Origin of the sequence: Winogradskyella sp. (assembly GCF_025210595.1) — a bacterium.
GTDB lineage: Bacteria > Bacteroidota > Bacteroidia > Flavobacteriales > Flavobacteriaceae > Winogradskyella.
In genome coordinates this window covers 1-22968 of record NZ_JAOARH010000082.1, presented here as the reverse complement: position 1 = coordinate 22968, position 22968 = coordinate 1, and the positions used below count along the sequence as shown (strand labels likewise).

The window sequence follows — 22968 nt, the reverse complement described above, 5'->3', positions numbered from 1 at the left end:
TTCACAACTCGGTTTTTAATTATGATGTTGCCAGATTTTTTGCACTCGCAATGACATTTATTGTCTTATTTTGAAAATTGAGAAGCTACCTTTTCAGCCTTACGACTTTCAGAATAGTCATAGAAACCTTCTCCAGATTTTACTCCTAGTTTACCAGCTTGTACCATATTTACTAATAAAGGACATGGTGCGTATTTAGGATTTTTAAAGCCATCGTACATTACATTAAGAATAGATAAACAAACATCTAATCCTATAAAATCTGCTAGTTGAAGCGGACCCATTGGATGTGCCATACCTAATTTCATAACCGTATCAATCTCTTTAACACCAGCAACACCATTGTATAGTGTTTCAATAGACTCGTTAATCATTGGCATTAAGATTCTGTTAGCAACAAATCCTGGGTAATCGTTAACTTCTGTGGGTACTTTACCTAAAGTTTTAGATAATTCCATTATAGTATTGGTAACTTCATCACTAGTATTATAACCACGTATAATCTCTACTAATTTCATAATTGGTACAGGATTCATAAAGTGCATTCCTATAACCTTATCTGGTCGTGATGTTGCAGCTGCAATTTGAGTAATAGATATAGAAGATGTGTTGGTTGCTAAAATAGTATCCTCAGCACATGCTTCATCTAATTGCTTAAATATCTTTAATTTTAGATCTACATTTTCTGTAGCAGCCTCTACAACTAAACTAGTGTTTTTAACACCTTCTTCAATATTAGTAAAGGTTGTTATATTATTAAGCGTTTCTGTTTTGTCTGCTTCCGATATTTTTTCTTTGGCTACCATTCTGTCTAAGTTTCTAGAAATGGTATCTAATCCTCTTTTAAGAGAAGCTTCACTAATGTCTATAAGTTGTACTTTAAATCCAGATTGAGCAAAAGTGTGGGCAATTCCATTTCCCATTGTACCTGCTCCGATTACTGCTATGTTTTTCATTGAAATTTTATTTCATTCCCACTAAATGGAAATCTGTTTAATATTTAATTTAAAATAAGAATTGAATTTGTAATTTGATAGATTACTTCAGTCGTTCTTTCTTCGTAATGACTTTTCTTTTTTAAAACTGATTAATAATCATTGTAGCCACACGTAAAGCCTCTGTACCATCATGTAGTGTTACAATAGGTTTTGTGTTGCTATTAATGGCATTTGCAAAAGTTTCTAACTCATCTAAAATAGCGTTATTACCTTCAACATCAGGATTGTCAAAATAGATTTGCTTTTTAACACCCTCTGCGTTTTGTAAAATCATATCGAAATCACCAGGTGTTTCTGGTGCATCTTTCATTTTTACAACTTCACATTTTTTCTCCAAGAAATCTACAGAAATGTAAGCATCTTTCTGAAAGAAACGTGTTTTACGCATGTTTTTTAAAGAAATTCTACTTGCTGTTAGATTAGCAACACAACCATTTTTAAATTCAATACGAGCATTGGCAATGTCTGGTGTTTCGCTAACTACAGAAACGCCACTTGCAGAGATGTGTTTTACAGGAGAATTAACGACACTAAGAATAATATCAATATCATGAATCATTAAATCCAATACTACTGGCACATCAGTTCCGCGAGGATTAAATTCAGCCAAACGATGTGTTTCTATAAACATAGGATTATCGATTTTATCCTTCACCGCAATAAAAGCAGGATTAAAACGCTCAACATGGCCTACTTGTCCTTTAACACCATGTTCTGCAACCAATGTTCTAATGGTTTCTGCCTCTTCAACAGTATTGGTTATAGGCTTTTCTATAAAGATGTGTTTTCCTTTTTTTATAGCTGTTTTGGCACAGTCGTAATGCGAAAGAGTAGGAGTTACTATATCTACAACATCTACAGCATCTATTAATGCTTCAATAGTATCAAAGTATTTGTAACCAAATTCTTCTGTGACACGTTTTGCATTTTCAGGATCGGCATCGTAGAAACCCACGAGCTCATATTTATCAGATTGATTGAGTAATCTTAAATGGATTTTACCAAGGTGACCAGCACCCAGAACACCAGCTTTTAGCATGTTTTTCAGTTTTTAACAAAAATAGTCGTTTTGAATTAAAAATTTAAAAAAGAAAATATAAAAAACTAAGAATTCAATAATTGAATTTTGAGATTGCAATTCGGTTTAGTTTAGATTAATTTTGTGTGAAACTAAACTAAGATTTGAAAGATACATTTAAGCATCAAGGTATGCGTCAACAGCTTGTTGAAACACTTGTTAAAAAAGGAATTAAAGACACAGCTGTGCTAAAAGCTATTGGTAAAATACCAAGACATCTTTTTATGGATTCAGGATTTATAGATCATGCTTATGTAGATAAAGCGTTTCCTATAGGTGCAGACCAAACCATTTCACAGCCTTATACGGTTGCTTTTCAATCTGAATTATTGCAGATAAAACCAGGTGATAAAGTTTTAGAAATAGGAACAGGTAGTGGCTACCAATGTGTTGTTTTAATAGAGCTTGGTGCTAAAGTTTACAGTATAGAGAGGCAGCAAGAGTTGTTTAAAAAAACATCTAAATTTTTACCTAAAATAGGATATAGAGCCAAAAAGCTAATATTTGGAGATGGTTATAAAGGATTGCCAGAAGAAGCACCTTTTAAGAGTATTATTGTAACAGCTGGTGCACCTTTTGTGCCAAATCCATTATTAAGTCAGCTTGCTATTGGAGGAAGATTGGTTATTCCTGTTGGTGATGAGGTTCAAATTATGACACTTTTTATTAGAAAAGGCATAAAAGAATTTGAAAAGCATGAATTGGGTGAATTTCGCTTTGTACCAATGCTAGAGGATAAGAATTAAAAATCATCTATAGTAATTCCTAAATGGAAGTGAAGATAGATGTTTATGAATAATGATAGATTTGTCATCAGAATTTGATTCAGGATCTCATTAAAATAGATTTGTTTTTTTAAATTATCTTTAGAGAGCATTCAAAATAAATTCCATGAAAAAAATTACACTTTTACTTATTCTCTCTATTCAGATTTCCTTTTCTCAAGGCTATACCGAATATTTAACAGGTAATTCAACAGATTTAGTGGTGGCACCAAGCGCTGGTATTTGTATGATGGGAGGAGCTAGTGAAAGTGATGAAGCTATGGTATGGTTTCTTAATAAGGCAAATGGTGGAGATGTTGTGGTATTGAGAGCTTCTGGGAGTGATGGTTACAATGATTATTTCTATTCGCAACTTGGTGTTACTATAAATTCTGTAAGAACATTTGTTATTGATAATGAAGAAGGTGCAACAAATTCTTATGTTTTAGATAAGGTTGAAAAAGCAGAAGCCATTTGGTTTGCAGGTGGAGATCAGTATGATTATGTCAGCTTTTTTAAAGATAATGATTTAGAAGCTGTTTTAAATGACTTTATAAATGTAAAAGGAGGAGTTATTGGTGGTACAAGTGCAGGAATGGCCATTTTAGGAAGTGCTTATTTTTCGGCAGAAAATGGTACAGTTACTAATGCACAGGCTCTAAGTAATCCATATCATTATAGGATGACATTAGGTTACAATGATTTTTTAGAAATACCTTATTTAGAAAATATTATTACAGATACACATTACGATGATCCAGACAGACGTGCTAGGCATAGTACATTTTTAGCGCGTTATGCTACCGATAATTCATCGAGAGCCTTTGGTATTGCTTGTAATGAATATACTGCAGTCTGTGTTGATGATGATGGAAAAGCTTACGTTTATGGAGATTATCCTAATTATGAAGAACATGCTTTTTTTATTCAAACAAATTGTGCTTCAGAATTTCTACCTGAGAGTTGTAGTGCAGGCAATCCACTAAATTGGCTTAGAAATAATGAAGCTTTAAAGGTTTATAAAGTTCCAGGAATGCCTACAGGCGAAAATTATTTTGATTTAACGGATTGGCAGAGTGGTAGTGGAGGAGAATGGCAAAATTGGTATGTTGATAATGGTGTGTTTATGACAAGTGCTACTGAGAATCCTAATTGTGCTGATTTGTTATCAGTTTCAGATGTTGTTTTAGAGAAGATTCAGGTTTATTCGAATCCTTTTTCTAACGAAATAAGAATTCAAACAGATGTTAATAATTTAAGCATACAGATGTTCGATATTTTAGGAAAACAAGTTGAAGTTGTATTGGGTTCAAATAAAATAGATACCACATCTCTTAAACATGGTATCTATTTTTTAACTATTGAAAACGAAATGTCTAAAAAGACATTTAAGCTTGTTAAAAATTAATCAACATACTTTCTATAAGCTTCCTCGCCATTTACTATTGGTAAGGTTAATGAGGTGTTGTGTAACTCAATCGTTAATTCTGTTCCTCGTTCTGGATGAATGGTGAATTCTTTATCGCTAGAAAAAATCATTAACCCAATTTGCTGACCAGCTTTTATAATTTGATCGTCTGGCTGTAAGTCGAAATTTACAGTATAAAAACGACCAGGAATTAAATCTTCTTCTTCAGTTAAGGATTTGTAGTTTTTAGGATCTGCCCAACCACGTGTAATTATATTCTCAGTAATTTTTGAAGCATTTTCATCCCAAGGTAAGGATACTAACCAAACCGATAAGTTAGCCGCTGGCTTATTACTAGATAAGGTAATTTTTACTTTTGGAACTCCAGAAATATGAAGATCATTTTTTAATTTGGGTGTTACATAAAGTAATCTATGGTTTGAGTTTTTAGATTTAGCTAACTCTGCACCAGAAAACGAGACGTCATCGGTTAAAGTTTCTTCTAACTCTATGATGTCTGCACTTAGAGTTAGTCCTCCTACAGTATTCCCTCCTTCAGTTAGATTTAAAACAACATCTTGGGCATTTGGATTTGGATAATCTAAATACGCTGTAGGTTGTTGTCTATCATCATATTCTCTAACAATATAAGCTTTGTGCTTTTCTTCATCAACGCCATTATCAATACCATGAAGGTACTTTGTAAACCATTTATTCATCATTGAAGTTGGTGGTGGTCCACCATGTCCGTTTTGATGATAATAAATCTGAGCAGGAAGTCCTTTTTCTTTTGCTGCTTTATAAATACGGTAGCTATGCTCTGGCATTACATTCCAGTCGTTAAATCCATGAGACATTAGTAAAGCGGCTTTCATGTTATCCATTTGGTTGAGGTAATCGCGACCTGCCCACCAATCGTTATAATCTCCGCTTTGACGATCCATGTTGTTCATCATATCTGTATCTCTTACAGTCTTATTATTATAAGCACGTTTATCTTCATCTCCACTATGAATAAAATCATAAAGTACATCAATATCTTCACCTAAATAACCACCAGGTGAGCGTACTAAACCATTAGAACGGTAATAATGATAATACGATGTATTTGGCGCAATAGGAATAATAACTTCTAAACCTTCTACACCAGTTGTAGCTGCTGCTAATGGTAAAGTACCGTTGTAAGAAGTGCCTGTCATGCCAACTTTTCCTGTAGACCAAAAGGCTTTAACTTCTTTCTTTCCATTACGTTTTGTATAGCCTTTTCCTCTACCACATAACCAGTCAATAACTGCTTTTGGAGCTAAAGATTCGTTAGGTCCACCAACAGTTGGTGCTCCATCAGATAGTCCTGTGCCTGGAGAAGATGAATGCACAACAACATATCCTCTAGGTACCCATTTTCTAATATGCGAATTAGAAATTATAGGTCGTTGTCCTAGACGTTTAACTTCTGGGTGAACACGTTCTTTAGATTTTCCGTTTAATTCGCGTTTTACATCCCACATTATTCCTGGTTCATCACCAGCAACTCCAGCAAAATATGGACTTGTGACATAAATTATAGGTAACTTTAAACCTTCGGTTTCTGTTTGTTCTGGTCGTGTTACAGATACGTGCATTCTATCCTTTTTACCATCTCCATCTGTGTCAAATTCTGTTTCTACCCAAAGGTCGTGACGTAACCATTTGCTAGTATCACTAAATGCATCTACAATTTGAGCTTCACCATCTTTAAAGATTGGTGTTGCTTTTTCAGTGGTATTTTGAGCATAACTGAAAATTGAAAATGCTAACGCAATAATTAAAATTGAATTAGGTTTAATTGTTTTTAACATGGTGTTGTTTTTTCTTTTGATAAAAATACGGTGTAAATTTTAGGTTTCAAATTTTGTTATTTTATGCCTTTTAAAAATAATAAATAGATAGTTAATTTTTAGGTAAATATTCTTTAGGTATAGGATTGTCTTTAGTTTCTTGCATCCAGTAAATGTTAATAATCCACCAACGTTTGCCATCGTTCATTAATTGGATACTATTAATACCTCTCATAAAAGGCTTATCATCACTTTTGTTTTTAAAAGACTCGTATGTGCTAAATACTTGAGTAATATTGCCAAAAGTTTGAATGACTCTATTGATTTCGACTTCATGAAACCCATTTTCGTATAACCATTTTCCTGAGCTTTTCATATAATCTTCAGGTGTCATATAGCGAGCAATATGTTCACCTTTTTTGTTTTTGCCAGTTGGGATTAACTTTGCGTCTTTATGAAATAAGTGTTTAAACAAATCCCAATTGCGTTCTATGCCAGCATCTCCAGAAATAACTAAATATAAGGTCTCTAATGTGCTATCTAATGTAGCAACTTGTTTTGAGTAGTCTTTATTATCTTGGGCATTTATACTATAACCCACAAGTATAAATAATAAAAGAATATTCTTCATAATACTTAGCTTCAATCGTTAAAAAATGTTCCTGTATTGATTATTAATTAAGTGTTTGCAAGAACTTTAAGATTATCAAAGTTAAAAGAATTTTAAACCAAACAAAATGGCATCACTCTGAAATCCGCTTTGGTAAGATCTTACATAATCTACTCTTAAGAATCGCCATTTTCCCCAACCAATATTGTCAACACCAATACTATATTCTTGATAAGGTTTAAAATCTGGTGTTGAAAGTAAATGAGCACCTAATACTAGATTAAAATTAAGCTTGTTTAATAAAGGGATTTTTCCTAAGATAAAGCCATTAAAATCATGCTCAGCATGTGCTTCTAAATAAGCGTCATTGGTGCTACCAGCATAATATGGTAAATTATTAAATACATTAGTGTAATTGCCTTGTGTACTTACATGGGTTTGGTTGCCATTAAAATGTTGATAATCCATAAAAGCAATGTCATCTGCATTAAAAAACTTACCAGCTCTTAAGTTGTATCTAAAACGACCTTTGTCTGCAATATTAAAAGATTGATATAGTCTCGCTTTAATTTGGTCAAAATTATAATCGCTATTGGTTGCTCCAAAGCCTTTTTCGTAGCTTAATACTAAGGTAGGGTAGGCGTCGTTACCAATATTGAATTTACTGTCTGGATAGCTTAAATATTCTTGCCCAAAATTAATTTGTGCAGTTATATTGGCTTTAAGAATGTTATGAGTTTCAAAAGGTGCCACATCATAAGCAGTTTCATCTAATGGATTATTACTGGTGTATACATCATTATCTTCATTGATAAATACTTGATCTGTTGTGTTAAAAAGTGCTTTGCGTCTTTCGTAACTTAAATTTGAATACAATCGGAATCCATTAAACAGCTCTTCAGAATAATTTAATTGAATAAAACTACGATCGTACAATTTTATATAGTTGTCTTCAAAAAATAAAGTGCTAATAGAGTTTATAAAAGGAGTAATAGGATTTGATGGATTGTATTGCTCTGTTCGAACACCACCAAATAATGATAAAATTCGTCTATTAGTATTATTAAACTTATAAGTTAAAGAGCCAGTAGCTCTTAAACGTTCATCAGAAAAACCATATTGAAAATTAGCGTTTGCTGAAAAATAACGTTTAAATTCATCAAAACTTTTGGTATAAAATAGATTGGCTTTTGCAGTGTAACCTTGTATAGTGTTAAATTGAATACCATCTAAAGGAAAGCCGTAACCAAAACTATAGTTTTTATGAGAATTTCTATAAGAATAACTTAATATATTGCCAAGTTTAAATTTGTTGTTAACACGGTCTATAGAGTCTAAATAAGGTTTTGATTCTCTTACAATTTGAATACTATCTTTTTTAATATAGTCTTTGCGTTCTTCTATGGTTAGGGGAACAGGTCTTATTGTATTCCAATATAAAGAGTCTTTTTTATTAGCTTTATCTTCAAAAGCGATAAGTTCTCTACCAAAATCATCTTTTGTTAAACCTGTATTAAATTCATAATTACTATAAACAGCTGTAAAGCGTCCGTCACCTTTTATACTTAAGAATTTATATTTAAAATCAATACTTTGCGAGATAATAGCCCAAATATTATCGTTTTCTGAATAAGAAAAACTTTGTTGTAAAGAAATGACATCAACAGCAGGAATACGTGCTTGTACTCCGGTAATATCTAATTCAGTGGCATAAATAGCCCAATGGTTTTCAACAATGTATATGGTTCCGGAAAAAACAGGGTCATTTTTTCGTTTTGGAATAACATTAATTTTATTGATAAGGTTACCACGCTCGTCATAAAAAATTCCTTCAAGGTTATAACGATAATAACTAAATGCATTATTTGCAATAGGAGAGACAATTTCGTTACCAAACTCAATAGTATTATTGTAGAGGTTGTAATTTACATCTAATGCGCTGTTAAAGCTAAAACCATTATCGTCTCCACTTACTTTAGAGGCTGTGATTTTTTCTTTGAGTTTTTTGGGTCTTAAATATTGAATTTTAGAAATGGTTTCTGATAGGTAAATTATACCACTACGTGTAGAATCTAATCCACCATAAAAATCACCAACTTCTTGGCCAAAGATTTTTTTAGGCGCATCTTTTATTCTAATTAATCCTCTGGAATAGAAATCGGCTTTAAACGAGTTTATTTTTTCAAGATTTTCTTTACGTTTAGCAATAGTTTGCCTTATGATGGCATTAGCAGGGTTTTCTTCAGTTTCTAAAACGACTTCGTTTAATGAGACAGATTCTTCTTCTAAAGTAATATCAATATTAAATGGAAATTTATCTATGGTCACTTTTTTCTTAACTGTTTTAAAACCCAAATAGGTGTAAATTATGGTATAGGTTTTAGGTTTGGAAATGCTGAGTTCGTAGTAACCATCGTCATTACTAGTGGTGCCTTTGTATGTGTTTTCGATTAAAATATTAACAAAAGGCAAGGGTTCTCCTTTTTTGTTTGTAATGGTTCCGGTAATTTGAGCTGAAGCTAAAGTGCTTAAGGTAAAAAAGAAAAGATTGAGTAGAATTCTGTTCATAGTGTTTGATTGATGGTTTATATTTTAAGATGAAATTAATGATTTAATCAAATTTCATGCCTGTATTTTTATAGACGTTATTATATAACGAATGGTTGCCTATAAAGTTTCAAACTTATGTGAAAAAATAGATGAGATGCGTTAGAGGAATCTTAAACTTATCGGAAATTTTTCTTAATTCGGTCTAAGTTACGTTTGTTGTCGCGATCCTTTATAGTATCGCGTTTGTCGTAAAGTTTTTTTCCTTTTCCTAGAGCTATTTCTAACTTAGCTAGGCCTTTTTCATTAATAAATAAGCGAAGCGGAATAATAGCATTACCTTTTACGTTAACTTCTTTTTCAAGCTTTTTAAGCTCTCTTTTGTTAAGTAATAATTTTCGTTCGGCTTTTGGTTTATGATTGTAGTAATTGCCAAACGCATACTCTTCAATGGTCATGTTGATAACAAAAAGTTCGCCATGGTCATTAAATTCGCAAAAACTTTCGGCAATAGAAGCTTTACTAGCTCTTATAGATTTAATTTCAGTACCAGTAAGTACAATTCCAGCAGTATATTTGTCTAATATCTCGTACTGAAATTTTGCCTTTTTGTTAAGTATGTTAACCGTTTTTTGCATGGTTGTCAAAGATAATAAGAAAGTAATAAGTACAAAGTGTAAAAGCTTGTTGTGTGTATTATTGTAAACTAATATTTAATTTTACGACTCTATAATCTAAATTTAGTATATGAAATATCTATTATCTTTATTAATTGGTGTAATGCTATTTAATTGTAAAAACGATTCTAAAACTATGGTTTTAGGTGCACAGGAAATTATTAATAAATCTATTGAGGTTTCTGGTGGAAAACAATTTGAAAGTTCAGTAATACGATTCAATTTTAGAGATAAGTACTATGTAGCTCGTAGAGATAAGGGTAATTATTCTTTGATAAGAATGTTTGCAGACGGTAAAGATTCGGTTTTCGATTTACTAACTAATAATAGTTTTGAGCGTTTTATAAATAATAGAAATGTAAGGTTAGTGGATTCAATGATTCCCAAATATTCAGCATCTGTAAATTCGGTACACTATTTTTCAGTATTACCTTTTGGGTTAAATGATAAAGCGGTTAATAAGGAATTGCTTGGAGAGGAAAAAATTAAGAATAAAGATTATTATAAAATTAAAGTGTCGTTTAATGAAAAAGGAGGAGGCGAAGATTTTGAAGATGTATTTGTTTATTGGGTTGATAAAAAAATGTTTAAGGTAGATTACTTAGCGTATTCTTATAATGAAGAAGGTGGAGTAGGAGTGCGTTTTAGAGAAGCTTATAATGAGCGTTTTATAAATGGACTACGCTTTGTAGATTATAATAATTTTAAGACAGAAAGCCATACAATTGAACTTATAGATTTAGGAAATGCATTTGAAAAAAATAAACTAAAACTTTTGTCTAAAATAGAGCTTAAAAATGTTGAAGTTGAATTGCTTAGCATTTAAAAAGAGCTAAAAATGAACGTAGTTAAAGTTTAATTACGTTCATTTTTAGCCTATAGTAAATTACCTTCCTAAATAACCACCATCTACAGGTATTATTGTTCCTGTAACATAATCGCTTGCAGAAGAAGCTAAGAAAACTGTTAGTCCTTTTAGATCTTCACCAGTTCCCCAACGTTTCATAGGTACTCTCATAAATACCTCATCGGTTCGTTTTTTGTCATTAATGATACCAGCATTTAACTGAGTATCCATATAACCAGGTGCTATGGCGTTTACACAAATACCTTTTGCTGCTAAATCGTTAGATAATGCTTTTGTAAGTTGTCCAACACCACCTTTAGATGCTGCATAAGCAGGAATAGTAATTCCCCCCAAAAAACTCATTAAAGAAGCTACATTTATAATTTTACCTCCATTGTTTTTTAGCATGGTATTGGCTGCATATTTGCAGTAATAAAACGTAGCATCTAAGTTAATGGCAATTACTTTACTCCATTCTTCTTCAGGGAATTGCTCGCTAGAATATCTTCGTTGAATTCCAGCAGAATTCACTAAAATATCTAATTTGTCTCCGAGGATTTCTAGTGCTTTTTTGTAAGAAGATTTTATGTCATCAATCTTACTCACATCTGCTTTAACAGAATCCACGTTCAAATTCTTTTTTTTCATCTCATCGCAGATATTGTACATTCTATCATCAATATCTATGACCACAACTTGCGCACCTGCTTCGGCTAAAGCTTCTACCATGGCTTTACCTAAATCTCCAGCTCCTCCTACTACAATAGCTTTTTTATCATCTAAACTGAATTTTTCTAATATGTTAATGTTCATTTTTGGTTGGTTGTTTGGATTAATATTTTAATTAATGATGATTATAGTCATCTGTATTCCATAAGTCTGTCCATTCTAATACCATATCTTCTCCTTTGTCATTTCTTACATCTAAGATGTTTTGGATGTCTAGAATGGTTTGGTTTGTTTCAGCAACAGAATCTGAAACGGTGTATATTCTATATAATACTTGTCTTTCTGTACCTACCATTGCTGGTAATACTTCATCACCTTCTTTAAATCTTTCTACAACGAAAATAACATTTTTATGACTCTTTATTTTGTCTAAACCTTTTATTGAATCTATTTTGCCATCTTTTAATAAAACCCAAATAGAACAGGCTTTTTTACCTCTAAGCATATAATCATTTTGCTCTGCAAAGTTGTCTTCTCCAAAAACACCAGTTAAGGCAAAGTTTAATAACATTTTTCTGTGATCAAAGCCATTAATATGTGCTAAAGGTATATGAGGTGCTTCTCCTTGTAATCTAAATCCTGGGTCATAGCTATAGAAAACACCATCTTCTACAAAAAATTGGACATTTAAAACACCATTTTTAACATTAGTGGATTTGAATAATTCACATAGTTTTGGGTTTACATTTTTTACAAATTCTTCCGTGTGTTTAGAAGGGTATAATGTTGCTAAGCCAATTGGGCTAGAATCTCCTTGTAATCTAGTTAATGTTCTATCGTATATAGCAGATAAATGAGGAATACCATCTTTAAAAGTGTAATATGCAGCCATGTCATCACATTTAGAATCCATGTATTTTTCAACGAGTACAATGCCTTTTTTAGAGAATTTAAGCACATTTTTTACTGTTTCGTTATAATCTGCCTCGTCTCTACAAATTTTCATGCCTACACCTCCACCACTATCTACTGGTTTTACCATTAGAGGAAGATCTACATTTTCAGGTTTTCTAATAGCTTCATCTTTCTTAATGTATATACCAGGAATATCTTGTACGTTATATTCTTCACAATAACGTTTGTAGCCATCTTTGCTACAAAACGCTTCAATGGTTCCATCAGTAGCGTAACATGGTAGGTTTAAGCGTTCGCAAATTTCTTTGTATGGTTTTACTAAGATGTCTGCAACACCAACAAGTACTCCGTCTACATCATTTTCCGTAGCTACTTTTACAATTCCATCTATGTCAAAGCCATCAATGTCATATGTTTTAGCAGCAAACTTTTTTGCTGGTGCATTTGGGTTTGGGTCTATGACTATGGTATGTAGTCCCATATTATTAGCAATTTCAACTAAAACTCCAGTTTCAGGATTTCCGCCAAGTATTATTATTTTTTTCATTGTTGTTAATTTTTTAGGGGTTTAAATTTGGGTTAGGGAATTTGTTTTGTTTAGGTTAAATATAAAGTCTTGATTAAAGCCTAAGTCCTCAAGAAGGCTTTTAATTGTTGCTTCATCTGTGTTAGGTTTAACAATTTTAGATTGGTTTATGCCCATTAATTCTAGTTCTGTTTTTAATGATTTATGAACAGATGGATTTATAGTAGCAATGATAAGATAATCGAACTCATTATTAGAAATGCTACTTATAGGGTTAACTGTAGTTTCTCCAATTTTTAAATCGTGAAAATCTACATCTATCCACTTAGTTATTTTAAAATATTCTGTTTTTAGGTTTGTGGATAATATGTGTTGCCCAAAAGAACCAGAACTATAAACTACAACTTTTGATTTTTTAGTAGTGTTTAAGAATGGGTTAAACCATGAATCTCTTTTTTCATTATATATTAACCCACCAGATCTTACTAATATTTGAGAATATAAATAATAGGTGATTTGTTGATTTAAATTTTCTAAGTCTAAAACACCACTAAGCTTTGTTTTTAGAAAGTTCATTAAAAGCCCAAGTCTGTAGTACTCTGTTTTAGGGTTTTCAATTGACTTTACTATAGAGTCATGTCTTTGTCTGTAGTAATACAAAGGTATTTTGCTTATAACAAGGCGCTTAGAAAGTGCCAAATACGAATAGGTTATGGCAGCGTCTTCACCCATTACAATATCATTAGGTACATCAAAAAGAACTTTTTCTAAAAGATCTTTTTTAAAAAGTTTATTCCAAACGTAAGTGGACATACCATGCTCACAAAATTCACCATTGTAGATGGCTTTAGGTAAAATTTTAGATTTTATTTTTTCTTCATCATAAAAGCCAGTGTTATTTGGTTTTATGGTTTCAATTTTGCCATCAAATTCTCTAAAGTGACCAGTTACAACTAAATCAGCATCATTAGCAATAGCTAGTTTGTATAAGGTGTCTAAGTAAAAATGATCCACCCAATCATCTCCATCGACATAGGCAATGTGAGTACCTAAAGCTGCTTCTAAACCAGCTTTTCTGGCGGATAATAAACCGCCGTTTGGTTTATGAATTACCTTTACTCTTTTGTCTACATTTGCAAAATCATCACAAATCTTAGGACAATTGTCTGGACTACCATCGTCTACAAGTATTAATTCAAAATCTTTAAAAGATTGTTGTAAAATACTGTCGATACACTTGGATAGGTATTTTTCTATTCCATAGATAGGAACAATAACACTAACCTTTATAGAGTTCATAGTTTTATATCTTAATTTAATTTTATGTGAAATAATCCACTTCCGTTGAAGTAATTAGACTCTTCTTCGTTTTTTGCTGTTGTAACATAGAGGTTTGATTCATCATCAAAACAACACGAAGTCACATTAGAAAATGGAAGTTTTATTTCATTTAATTTTTTACCGTTTTTGGGATTCCATTGCGAAACACAAAATCCTCCCCATTCTGCTATCCATAACATGCCTTCTTTGTCTATACACATACCGTCTGGGCTACCATTGTCATCAAATGTAATGACATAATCAACAAACTCTACGTCGCCTGTATTAATGTTATAGTTATATTTTGCGACTTTTTTTGTTGGTGTATCAATAAAATAAAGCACTTTGTTATCTGATGTAAAAGCAAGACCATTTGAAATGGTAGTGTTTTTTATAATTATTTTAGATTTACCATTTTGATATGAATAAACATTACCAATATTATCAATCACTTCTGGATAACCCATTGTACCAATAATGTAACGTCCTTCAGCATCTTCTATACCATCATTATATCTTACATTAAATGGAATTTCTATTTGAAATTTAAAGGTTGCTTTAAGTGAGTTAAAATCTATTTCATAAAAGCCATTTTTGGATGCTACCAGTACTATTTTGTTTGAAATAAGATAGATGTTACTTGTAGGCGAATCTAATTGTATACTCTGTATTTCTTTAGTTTTGGGATTGTAACAAAATACTAAGCCATCAAGAATTGAAACAAAATATAACAGTTGATTTTTTGTGTCAAAAATTGGACCTTCAAAGAGCTCAGAAGATTGAGAAAAGTAAATTAAGTTTGATGCCATTTAGTTTTGGTCTATATAAATTCTCCTCCAGTTATTCTTATTATAGATCCTGTTGTCATTGCAGAATCATCTGATATAAAGTGCATCACAGCTGGTACGGGATCAGTAGGGTTTAACATACGTCCCATAGGAATAATGCTTCCGGCATTATTTTTTAATTCATCTTCACTAATACCTTCTTGTGCACGTAGTTGTAGTTCGCCTTCAGTATTGGTCCAGCCCATAACAAGGTAATTAGACCTAATTCCGTATTTAGCATAATGATGTGCTATATGATTAGATAGTGTATATAATGTGCCTTTTGTTAGCGCATAAGCGGTTCGGTCTTCTTGCCCATAATCCATATGTGCAGATCCAAAAAATACAATAGACCCTGCTTTATGTTCCATCATGGATCTTAAAATATGTTTTAATAGAAAGTAAGGTGCTTTTAGATTAACATTAAATACTTTGTCATAAGTATCCTCATCAGTATCTATTAGAGACGAAACAGGCGTAATACCAGCATAGATTATTACAGCATCTATTTTTTTAAAACGTTTTATAGTTTCTTTATAATAATCTTCTATACCACCTATAACGTTGAGGTCTATTTGATGAAAATATAATTTTTCTTTAGAATCTGTAGACTCAATAATTTTGTTAGCAAGTTTAGAATCTCGACCGCAAAAAGCTATATTATAACCTTTTTTTAAACAAGCTTTAAGTATCTCTTTACCAACACCTTTGGTGCCGCCTAATAACATTACTGTTTTCATAAATAATAAAAAAACAATCTCTTTAAATTAATATCCTCAAAACTAGTTATTTATTTTTAGAAATTGATTTTTTTATCTGTGTATTGATACTATTTACGGTAAATAGGTTAAGTGCAAAAAATCAGGTTTAATTGATGTGAGTTTTCATTCAATTTTTAAAAGAATAGAGGTTTTAGAATCTTCGGTAATTGTAACAATATAAAGATTAGAGTTGTTGTCTTCTGATATTTTTTTGTATTTATTCTCGCCGAGTAATCCATTTGCAAACATTGGTGTTGTATTACTATGACCTACAATTAAAACAGTTTTACCTTCTGTGTTTTTTTTGAACTCTTCAGTATTTAAATTTCTTGGGTCATAAAATTTAATGTCTACATTATTAGCTAATGCTGTTGGTTTTGCTGTTGCTCTTGTTCGGTTATAATTTGTGGAGTATACCATATCGAATTTTACATCACTAAATACATTTGCCCATTTCTTAGCTCTTTTTTTACCTGTTTCAGTTAAATGAGGATCTTTATTGGTTTTATCGGACTGATCTTTTTCTGCATGACGAATAAGATAATAAGTAGTCGTTTTTTGTTCTTCAATAGCGTGTTCTTGCGAAAACAGATTAAGCGAAACAAGAAGTGATAAAGTAACTAGAATGTATTTCATTTTGAGATATAAATTATTAATTACCTCTCAAAAATAGACTAGAATAATAGTATTTTGTCAAAAAAGTATGTTAAATACGTTTAAGCAAGTTCTAGGGCAATTTCAATCATTTGCCTAAACGTTGTTTCTCGTTCTTTACTTGAAGTGCGTTCACCAGTAACCAAAGAATCTGAAATTGTGAGGATAGCTAAGGCGTTAACATTGTGTTTTGCAGCTACAGTATAAAGCCCAGCAGCTTCCATTTCAACACATAATACACCAAATTTAGACCATTTTTTATAAGATTCTATATCATCTTCATAGAACTCGTCAGAGGATAATACATTACCTGCTTTTATAGGAATATTCTTTGCTTCAGCAGCTTTTACGGCTTTTAAAAATAGACCGAAATCTGCTGTTGGTGCATAATCTGCGCCTCCAAAACGTAGTTCATTAACACCAGAAGTAGAAGAGGCAGCCATAGCTAAAACGACATCTCTAATGTTAACGTGCTTTTGGTATGAGCCAGCGCTGCCAACTCTAATCAGGTTTTTTACACCAAAATCTTTTATAAGCTCGTTGGCATAAATTGAAATACTAGGAATACCCATTCCAGAACCCATTGTAGAAATACGCTTGCCTTGGTAAGTACCTGTATAACCATACATGCCTCTTACTTCGTTAAAGCAAACAGGGTTTTCAAAAAAAGTTTCTGCAATCCATTTAGCTCGTAAAGGATCTCCTGGTAATAAAATGGTTTCTGCTATATCGCCTTTATTGGCGCCAATATGTACACTACTCATAACACAAAGTTAAGTAAAGCGTTTTAAATTAGTAAGAAGAATTTGAAGTTTGATTAGTCATCATAGCTACGCCAGATGAAGCTCCAATTCTATGTACACCAACTTCTATATATTTTAAAGCTGTTTCTGCGTCTCTAATACCTCCAGAAGCTTTAATTTTTAATTGATCTTTTACTGTTTTCTTCATTATTTTAACAGCAGTAAGTGTTGCACCGCTTTTAGAGAAACCAGTTGAGGTTTTTACAAAATCTGCTTTAGCATCCATGCAAATTTCACAGGCTTTTACAATCTCGTTTTTAGAAAGTTCACTTATTTCAAGAATAACTTTAAGAGGTGTGAGACCAATAGCGCGCTTAACATCATTAATGTCTTTTAAAACAGCAAGGTAGTTTTTGCTCTTTAGGCGGCCAATATTAATTACCATATCAATTTCAGTGGCACCTTGTTCAATTGCTTTTTTAGCTTCAAATATTTTAGCATCAGTAGACATAGCACCAAGCGGAAATCCAATAACAGTACAAATTTTAACATCAGAATGTCCTAAAGTTTGTTTTGCAATAGGGACATAACAACTATTAACACAAACAGAATAGAAATTATATTTTAAGGCTTCTTCGCAAAGGTTTAGAATATCTGCTTCTGTAGCTGTAGGGCTCAATAATGTGTGGTCTATGTATTTGTTTAGTTCCATGTATATAATAAGTAGGGTTTTTACAAAATAAAACTTTAGTTTTTCCTTTTTATTGCAAGGAAAAACTAGATAAGTTTAATTATTCTTAAGTTAAGTTGGATATTAAATAGCTCGACAAAATTAACGATTTATCCGTTAAAACGTAAATTAAAACGTTAAAAATATAATGCATTTCATCGAAAAATAAGTTTTTGGCCTTACAATGGTCTGTGAAACAGATGTTTCTTTTTGTTATTTTTTTTCAATTATTGCTTCTTATGAGTTGAAAGTTAAGAATACATGATAATTGTCAGTATTTAAGGTTTTTTAGCTATTTACTTTTGTGCAAAACTTAAATATTATACAATGAAAAATTTATTATTATTCGCTTTATTATTAGGTTTAGCTTTCAACCTAAACGCACAAGATACCAAACAAACAACAGATGATTCTGATTTTACAAAATTTCAGTTAAGGCTAAGAGCTTTAGCAGTTGTTCCTAATGAATCTGCAGATATTGAAGCTATTGGTGGTGACGTAGATATTGAGAATGATTACATTCCAGAATTAGATTTGACTTATTTCTTTACAAAGAATATTGCAGTTGAATTAATTCTTGGTACCTCTCAACACGATGTGAAGGCAATTGAAACAGCTGCAGGTAATATTCCTTTAGGTGATGTAAGACTTCTGCCTCCAACATTAACTGTACAGTATCATTTTGATACTAAAATGATTCACCCTTATGTTGGTGCTGGTATTAATTATACTATTTTTTATGATGAAAGTTCAGGTCCAGTAGCAGATAAGGTGTCTTATGATAATGCGCTAGGGTTTGCTTTTCAATTAGGATTTGATTTCGATATTAATGACAAATGGTTTCTTAACTTAGATGCAAAGTATTTGTTGTTAAACACAGACGTAACTGTTGACGCTACAACTGCATTAGGTGCAACTGTAGATGCTGATGTTGATATTAATCCTTTTATTGCTGGATTTGGTATAGGATATAGATTATTTTAGTGAAATAAATTAACAACTAAACTATATATTGAAAAGCCGTCTTAATTTATTTTGAGACGGCTTTTTTATATTGAAAATAATAAGTAATTACTCAATAACAGCAGTAACAGTATAACCAGCTTTTCTAAGAAGATTAATAACGCCTGTTTCTCCTGCCAAATGCCCTGCGCCAACTCCAAAAAATGTTGGCTGATCTTTAGCGTATTCACTTATTTTAACAATCCAGTTTTTGTTTCTTTGATCTAACAATACATTTTGATGTTCAGAAACTGTTTTGTTTGTTTTATCGTTCATCATTTCAAGTAATGCAGTAATGTTTTCATCTTCGTAGGTTTTAAGCATTTTAGAAAATGTATTCTTATCATATTCTAAGTTGTCTTTTGCCATACGGACTAAATCTGTATATTGATCTTCTAATGGTATATTATCAAATACGTTTAGTTGTTCCTCAAGAGTTTCAAGACCATAAATTTCTTCACCATCTTTTTTTGCTATTTTAGTAAGCTCTTGTTCGTAAGATTGCAAAGAACAATCTATCATTGATGGGTAAAACATAGAGCTCAAAAAGAAAGGTTTAACATTTTCTAATAGTTTTACAGACATTCTTATCTTGTTAATAAATAAAGAATCTACAGTTTTATATTCTTCTTCTGTAACATAATCTTTAAGTGTTTTACCATTTTTTAAATACATGTTTTGCATCATGTTAGCCTGCATTGATGGATCATCCATATCGAGTTCCATAACAATTTGTGTGGTTTCATCTAATGCTTTTTTTACATCGGCTTCTAAAGTAGCATTGCAAGTAATGTGAATGGTGCCAAATAAATAAGAAGGCTCTTTTAAATCGTTTCCTTCAATTTTCCAAAGGGTAGAATTTTCTAGTTGCTGAGCATTTATAGAAAAAATAGATACGATAGTTACGATAAGTAGCGATAAAATTTGTTTCATTTTAAGTGTTTAAGAATTTTAATTGTTTGTAGAGTTAGTAAGTAATTTGTTACAAAAAGAAAGCAACACATCCATAATTCGATAGCTTTTCGAATTAATTTCAGTGTTGCTTAATTTGTCTGCCTGCTAAGGCAGAACCAACCAATCAATATAAAGACTGTTTAGAAGCTGAATTGTTACAGTAGATTCCCAACTTGGTTGGGAATCTTATGAAATTATCTCAATGCTTAGATAAGCTCAGTCTAACACTTTGCGTTTAAAACTCTTCAGCCACCAAATCACCTTGATTTCTGAAGACTAATTTATCATCAAAAGCATCTAATAGGATAATACTATCTGTTGTGACTTTTCCAGATAAGATTTCTTTACTTAGTGCATTCAATACTTCTTTTTGAATCACACGCTTTACAGGTCTTGCACCATATTCTGGGTTATAACCTTTCTCCGCTAAATACATTATAGCTTCTTCAGTAGCGTCAAATGTGATACCTTGTTGGGCAATCATTTTTGTAAGGCCTTTTAGCTGTAAACCAACGATATCTTTAATGTTACTTTTACTTAATGGTGTAAACATTATGGTGTCATCAATTCTATTTAAGAATTCTGGTCTGACCGTTTGTTTTAGTAATCCTAAAACGTCAACCTTTGCAGCTTCCATAGCAGTATCTATATCTTTAACAGCTTCAAATTTTTCTTGAATAATATGACTTCCCATATTTGAGGTCATAATGATAATCGTGTTTTTGAAATCTGCAATGCGGCCTTTATTGTCAGTTAAACGACCTTCATCTAAAACTTGTAATAGAATATTAAAAGTGTCTGGATGAGCTTTTTCAATTTCATCCAATAAGACAACAGAATACGGTTTTCTTCTTACGGCTTCCGTTAATTGCCCACCTTCATCATACCCTACATATCCTGGAGGTGCTCCAACCAATCTACTTACAGAATGGCGCTCTTGATATTCACTCATGTCAATACGTGTCATTGCATTTTCATCATCAAACAAGTATTCAGCTAAAGCTTTTGCTAACTCAGTTTTACCAACTCCAGTAGTTCCTAAGAATAAAAAAGTTCCGATAGGTTTTTGTGGGTTTTGTAAACCAGCTCTACTACGTCTTACAGCGTCGCTAACAGCTACAATGGCTTCTTCTTGTCCAACCACACGTTTATGCAATTCGTGTTCAAGTCTTAATAGTTTCTCACGTTCTGACTGAATCATTTTAGTGACAGGAATTCCAGTCCATTTTGCTACAACTTCAGCAATATCATCATAAGTGACTTCTTCTTTAATTAGAGCAGTTTCTTGTTGTTCCATAAGTTGTTTTTGGAATTTTTCAAGTAGCTCTTCAGTTTCCTTAATTTTTCCGTAACGAATTTCAGCTACTTTACCATAGTCACCTTCGCGTTCTGCACGTTCTGCTTCTAGCTTAAAATTTTCAATATCTTGTTTTGTATTTTGAATATTCTCAACGACTTCTTTTTCGCTTTTCCACTTCGCATTCAAATCATTGCGTTCTTCCTTTAAATTTGCTAAATCTGAACGTAGTGATTTTAATTTCACTTCGTCTTTCTCCCTTTTTATGGCTTCAATTTCAATTTCTAGCTGCATAACCTTTCGATCTAAAACATCTAATTCTTCTGGTTTTGAATTGATTTCCATACGTAATTTAGAAGCTGCTTCGTCCATGAGGTCAATAGCTTTATCTGGTAAAAAACGATTGGTAATATATCTGTTTGATAATTCTACAGCACCAATGATAGCTTCGTCTTTGATACGAACCTTATGATGGGTTTCGTATTTCTCTTTGATTCCACGAAGTATTGAAATGGCACTTTCAGTATCAGGTTCATCAACCATTACTTTTTGAAAACGTCTTTCTAATGCTTTATCCTTTTCAAAGTATTTTTGATATTCATCTAAGGTTGTTGCTCCAATTGCTCTGAGTTCTCCACGTGCTAGAGCAGGTTTAAGAATATTTGCAGCATCCATAGCGCCTTGGCCACCTCCAGCGCCAACTAAGGTGTGAATTTCGTCAATGAAAAGCACTATGTCTCCTTCGCTAGTTGTTACTTCTTTGATTACTGCTTTGAGGCGCTCTTCAAATTCACCTTTATATTTTGCACCAGCAATTAATGCTCCCATATCTAGGGCAAATATTTGCTTGTCTTTTAAATTTTCAGGAATGTCGCCATCTATAATTCTATGGGCTAAACCTTCTGCAATTGCTGTTTTTCCTGTTCCTGGTTCACCAACCAATATTGGATTGTTTTTGGTTCTTCGTGATAAAATTTGAAGAATACGTCTGATTTCTTCATCACGCCCAATTACAGGATCTAGCTTTCCATCTTTAGCCAATTGATTCAGGTTTTTGGCATATTTATTTAAAGAATTATAAGTGTCTTCTTGACTCTGAGAAGTTACTCTATCGCCTTTTCTTAACTCGTCAATTGCTGCTTTTAAAGCTTTTTCTGTTACACCTTGATCTTTTAAGATTTGAGAAATCTTACTTTTAGATTTTAAGATTCCTAAAACCAAATGCTCAATAGAAACAAAATCGTCTTTCATGTTTTTGGCAATGATAGAAGCTTCATTAACAGTTTTTCCTGCTTCGCGAGAGAGCATGATATCTCCACCTGAGACTTTAGAAAAACTTTGTAATTCTTTATCTAATATTTGTTCTACCAATCCAACATTGACATTTAGTTTTTTTAATAAGAATGGTAATACGTTTTCATCAACTTCAAATATAGCTTTGAATAAATGTTCGTTTTCTATTTGTTGATGTCCAAAGCCTTGTGCAAGTTGCTGTGCTTGTTGTAGGGCTTCTTGTGATTTTATTGTAAAATTGTTAAAGTTCATGTCGTTTTATTTTTCTTTTCTGATTACATTTGGTCAACAACCTTACCAATACAAAAAGCAAGACAAAATGTCTTGTTAGGTATTGAAAACAGTGACTTTTAGTCATAGTGTAAGGAATTCAACTTAATTCGACTTTTAATTTATGGGATTATTTGATAAAATATTTAAAACTGAAAAGAAAGAGGAAAAAGTGTTGCCTTGGATTCCTTTAAATGCAATTCCGCAACTCAATTATATTGCGGAAAAATCTAAAACCAAGACACAGGTTATATTTAAACA

General features: G+C 32.1%; 20 protein-coding genes. 4 read left to right on the top strand and 16 right to left on the bottom strand.

Annotated features, from left to right (window positions below; translation table 11 throughout):
• Window positions 1-65: 65 nt before the first annotated feature.
• A complete protein-coding gene (locus N4A42_RS08850) occupies window positions 66-956 on the bottom strand; it encodes a 3-hydroxybutyryl-CoA dehydrogenase (RefSeq protein ID WP_294072971.1) in 891 nt (296 codons plus the stop codon).
• 121 nt (window positions 957-1077) lie between these two features.
• Entirely contained in the window at window positions 1078-2037 is a 960-nt protein-coding gene (locus N4A42_RS08845; protein WP_294072967.1) for a Gfo/Idh/MocA family oxidoreductase, read from the bottom strand.
• Between the two features lie 143 nt (window positions 2038-2180).
• Here N4A42_RS08845 and N4A42_RS08840 point away from each other — a divergent pair, with 143 nt between their 5' ends.
• Both N4A42_RS08840 and N4A42_RS08835 read left to right on the top strand, forming a co-directional pair.
• Window positions 2181-2822: a protein-L-isoaspartate(D-aspartate) O-methyltransferase gene (locus N4A42_RS08840; protein WP_294072965.1), complete on the top strand. Its 642-nt coding sequence runs from the start codon at window positions 2181-2183 to the stop codon at window positions 2820-2822.
• A gap of 145 nt (window positions 2823-2967) precedes the next feature.
• The gene (locus tag N4A42_RS08835) at window positions 2968-4248 is read left to right on the top strand and encodes a T9SS type A sorting domain-containing protein (protein WP_294072963.1); all 1281 of its coding nucleotides are present in this window, start codon (window positions 2968-2970) and stop codon (window positions 4246-4248) included.
• Here N4A42_RS08835 and N4A42_RS08830 read toward each other — a convergent pair.
• The 4 genes from N4A42_RS08830 to smpB all read right to left on the bottom strand — a co-directional run bounded on the left by N4A42_RS08830 (window position 4245) and on the right by smpB (window position 9860).
• Window positions 4245-6086 carry a Xaa-Pro dipeptidyl-peptidase gene (locus N4A42_RS08830; RefSeq protein WP_294072961.1) on the bottom strand — a complete coding sequence of 614 codons (1842 nt, stop codon included), beginning with the start codon at window positions 6084-6086 and terminating at the stop codon, window positions 4245-4247. The genes N4A42_RS08835 and N4A42_RS08830 overlap by 4 nt on opposite strands.
• Before the next feature lie 91 nt (window positions 6087-6177).
• Window positions 6178-6696, bottom strand: a complete 519-nt coding sequence (locus tag N4A42_RS08825; RefSeq protein ID WP_294072957.1) for a hypothetical protein — start codon at window positions 6694-6696, stop codon at window positions 6178-6180.
• 81 nt (window positions 6697-6777) lie between these two features.
• Complete coding sequence (locus tag N4A42_RS08820) at window positions 6778-9243, bottom strand: DUF5686 and carboxypeptidase regulatory-like domain-containing protein (RefSeq protein ID WP_294072955.1); 2466 nt, start codon at window positions 9241-9243, stop codon at window positions 6778-6780.
• Window positions 9244-9401: 158 nt separating this feature from the next.
• Complete coding sequence (gene smpB, locus N4A42_RS08815; RefSeq protein ID WP_294072953.1) at window positions 9402-9860, bottom strand: SsrA-binding protein SmpB; 459 nt, start codon at window positions 9858-9860, stop codon at window positions 9402-9404.
• A gap of 109 nt (window positions 9861-9969) precedes the next feature.
• On the opposite strand from smpB, the gene N4A42_RS08810 reads away from it, so the two are divergent.
• A complete protein-coding gene (locus N4A42_RS08810) occupies window positions 9970-10725 on the top strand; it encodes a DUF6503 family protein (protein ID WP_294072951.1) in 756 nt (251 codons plus the stop codon).
• Between the two features lie 60 nt (window positions 10726-10785).
• On the opposite strand, the gene N4A42_RS08805 is transcribed toward N4A42_RS08810, so the two are convergent.
• The 8 genes from N4A42_RS08805 to deoC all read right to left on the bottom strand — a co-directional run bounded on the left by N4A42_RS08805 (window position 10786) and on the right by deoC (window position 17873).
• Window positions 10786-11559, bottom strand: a complete 774-nt coding sequence (locus N4A42_RS08805) for an SDR family oxidoreductase (RefSeq protein ID WP_294072949.1) — start codon at window positions 11557-11559, stop codon at window positions 10786-10788.
• A gap of 31 nt (window positions 11560-11590) precedes the next feature.
• Complete coding sequence (locus N4A42_RS08800; protein ID WP_294072946.1) at window positions 11591-12877, bottom strand: carbamoyl-phosphate-synthetase; 1287 nt, start codon at window positions 12875-12877, stop codon at window positions 11591-11593.
• A gap of 21 nt (window positions 12878-12898) precedes the next feature.
• A complete protein-coding gene (locus N4A42_RS08795) occupies window positions 12899-14155 on the bottom strand; it encodes a glycosyltransferase family 2 protein (RefSeq protein ID WP_294072944.1) in 1257 nt (418 codons plus the stop codon).
• 11 nt (window positions 14156-14166) lie between these two features.
• Window positions 14167-14985 (bottom strand): SMP-30/gluconolactonase/LRE family protein, encoded by an 819-nt coding sequence (locus tag N4A42_RS08790; protein ID WP_294072942.1) that lies wholly within the window; start codon window positions 14983-14985, stop codon window positions 14167-14169.
• An 11-nt stretch (window positions 14986-14996) separates the two neighbouring features.
• Window positions 14997-15743, bottom strand: coding sequence for an SDR family NAD(P)-dependent oxidoreductase (locus N4A42_RS08785; RefSeq protein ID WP_294072940.1), 747 nt, complete (start codon window positions 15741-15743; stop codon window positions 14997-14999).
• A gap of 144 nt (window positions 15744-15887) precedes the next feature.
• Window positions 15888-16400 carry a histidine phosphatase family protein gene (locus N4A42_RS08780; RefSeq protein WP_294072938.1) on the bottom strand — a complete coding sequence of 171 codons (513 nt, stop codon included), beginning with the start codon at window positions 16398-16400 and terminating at the stop codon, window positions 15888-15890.
• An 80-nt stretch (window positions 16401-16480) separates the two neighbouring features.
• Complete coding sequence (deoD, locus tag N4A42_RS08775; protein WP_294072936.1) at window positions 16481-17182, bottom strand: purine-nucleoside phosphorylase; 702 nt, start codon at window positions 17180-17182, stop codon at window positions 16481-16483.
• Between the two features lie 28 nt (window positions 17183-17210).
• Window positions 17211-17873, bottom strand: coding sequence for a deoxyribose-phosphate aldolase (gene deoC / locus N4A42_RS08770; protein ID WP_294072934.1), 663 nt, complete (start codon window positions 17871-17873; stop codon window positions 17211-17213).
• A 345-nt stretch (window positions 17874-18218) separates the two neighbouring features.
• On the opposite strand from deoC, the gene N4A42_RS08765 reads away from it, so the two are divergent.
• Window positions 18219-18875, top strand: a complete 657-nt coding sequence (locus N4A42_RS08765; RefSeq protein WP_294072931.1) for an OmpW family outer membrane protein — start codon at window positions 18219-18221, stop codon at window positions 18873-18875.
• Between the two features lie 87 nt (window positions 18876-18962).
• Here N4A42_RS08765 and N4A42_RS08760 read toward each other — a convergent pair whose 3' ends face one another.
• Together N4A42_RS08760 and clpB are read right to left on the bottom strand one after the other, a co-directional pair.
• A complete protein-coding gene (locus N4A42_RS08760) occupies window positions 18963-19826 on the bottom strand; it encodes a TraB/GumN family protein (RefSeq protein ID WP_294072927.1) in 864 nt (287 codons plus the stop codon).
• Window positions 19827-20082: 256 nt separating this feature from the next.
• Window positions 20083-22689 carry an ATP-dependent chaperone ClpB gene (gene clpB, locus N4A42_RS08755; RefSeq protein ID WP_294072924.1) on the bottom strand — a complete coding sequence of 869 codons (2607 nt, stop codon included), beginning with the start codon at window positions 22687-22689 and terminating at the stop codon, window positions 20083-20085.
• Window positions 22690-22968 lie beyond the last annotated feature (279 nt).

Bases quoted from the DNA above. Each gene is read 5' to 3' on its own strand.
- N4A42_RS08850 (WP_294072971.1), bottom strand. From the start codon at position 956: ATGAAAAACATAGCAGTAATCGGAGCAGGTACAATGGGAAATGGAATT.
- N4A42_RS08845 (WP_294072967.1), bottom strand. From the start codon at position 2,037: ATGCTAAAAGCTGGTGTTCTGGGTGCTGGTCACCTTGGTAAAATCCAT.
- N4A42_RS08835 (WP_294072963.1), top strand. From the start codon at position 2,968: ATGAAAAAAATTACACTTTTACTTATTCTCTCTATTCAGATTTCCTTT.
- N4A42_RS08830 (WP_294072961.1), bottom strand. From the start codon at position 6,086: ATGTTAAAAACAATTAAACCTAATTCAATTTTAATTATTGCGTTAGCA.
- N4A42_RS08825 (WP_294072957.1), bottom strand. From the start codon at position 6,696: ATGAAGAATATTCTTTTATTATTTATACTTGTGGGTTATAGTATAAAT.
- N4A42_RS08820 (WP_294072955.1), bottom strand. From the start codon at position 9,243: ATGAACAGAATTCTACTCAATCTTTTCTTTTTTACCTTAAGCACTTTA.
- smpB (WP_294072953.1), bottom strand. From the start codon at position 9,860: ATGCAAAAAACGGTTAACATACTTAACAAAAAGGCAAAATTTCAGTAC.
- N4A42_RS08810 (WP_294072951.1), top strand. From the start codon at position 9,970: ATGAAATATCTATTATCTTTATTAATTGGTGTAATGCTATTTAATTGT.
- N4A42_RS08805 (WP_294072949.1), bottom strand. From the start codon at position 11,559: ATGAACATTAACATATTAGAAAAATTCAGTTTAGATGATAAAAAAGCT.
- N4A42_RS08800 (WP_294072946.1), bottom strand. From the start codon at position 12,877: ATGAAAAAAATAATAATACTTGGCGGAAATCCTGAAACTGGAGTTTTA.
- N4A42_RS08795 (WP_294072944.1), bottom strand. From the start codon at position 14,155: ATGAACTCTATAAAGGTTAGTGTTATTGTTCCTATCTATGGAATAGAA.
- N4A42_RS08790 (WP_294072942.1), bottom strand. From the start codon at position 14,985: ATGGCATCAAACTTAATTTACTTTTCTCAATCTTCTGAGCTCTTTGAA.
- N4A42_RS08785 (WP_294072940.1), bottom strand. From the start codon at position 15,743: ATGAAAACAGTAATGTTATTAGGCGGCACCAAAGGTGTTGGTAAAGAG.
- N4A42_RS08780 (WP_294072938.1), bottom strand. From the start codon at position 16,400: ATGAAATACATTCTAGTTACTTTATCACTTCTTGTTTCGCTTAATCTG.
- deoD (WP_294072936.1), bottom strand. From the start codon at position 17,182: ATGAGTAGTGTACATATTGGCGCCAATAAAGGCGATATAGCAGAAACC.
- deoC (WP_294072934.1), bottom strand. From the start codon at position 17,873: ATGGAACTAAACAAATACATAGACCACACATTATTGAGCCCTACAGCT.
- N4A42_RS08765 (WP_294072931.1), top strand. From the start codon at position 18,219: ATGAAAAATTTATTATTATTCGCTTTATTATTAGGTTTAGCTTTCAAC.
- N4A42_RS08760 (WP_294072927.1), bottom strand. From the start codon at position 19,826: ATGAAACAAATTTTATCGCTACTTATCGTAACTATCGTATCTATTTTT.
- clpB (WP_294072924.1), bottom strand. From the start codon at position 22,689: ATGAACTTTAACAATTTTACAATAAAATCACAAGAAGCCCTACAACAA.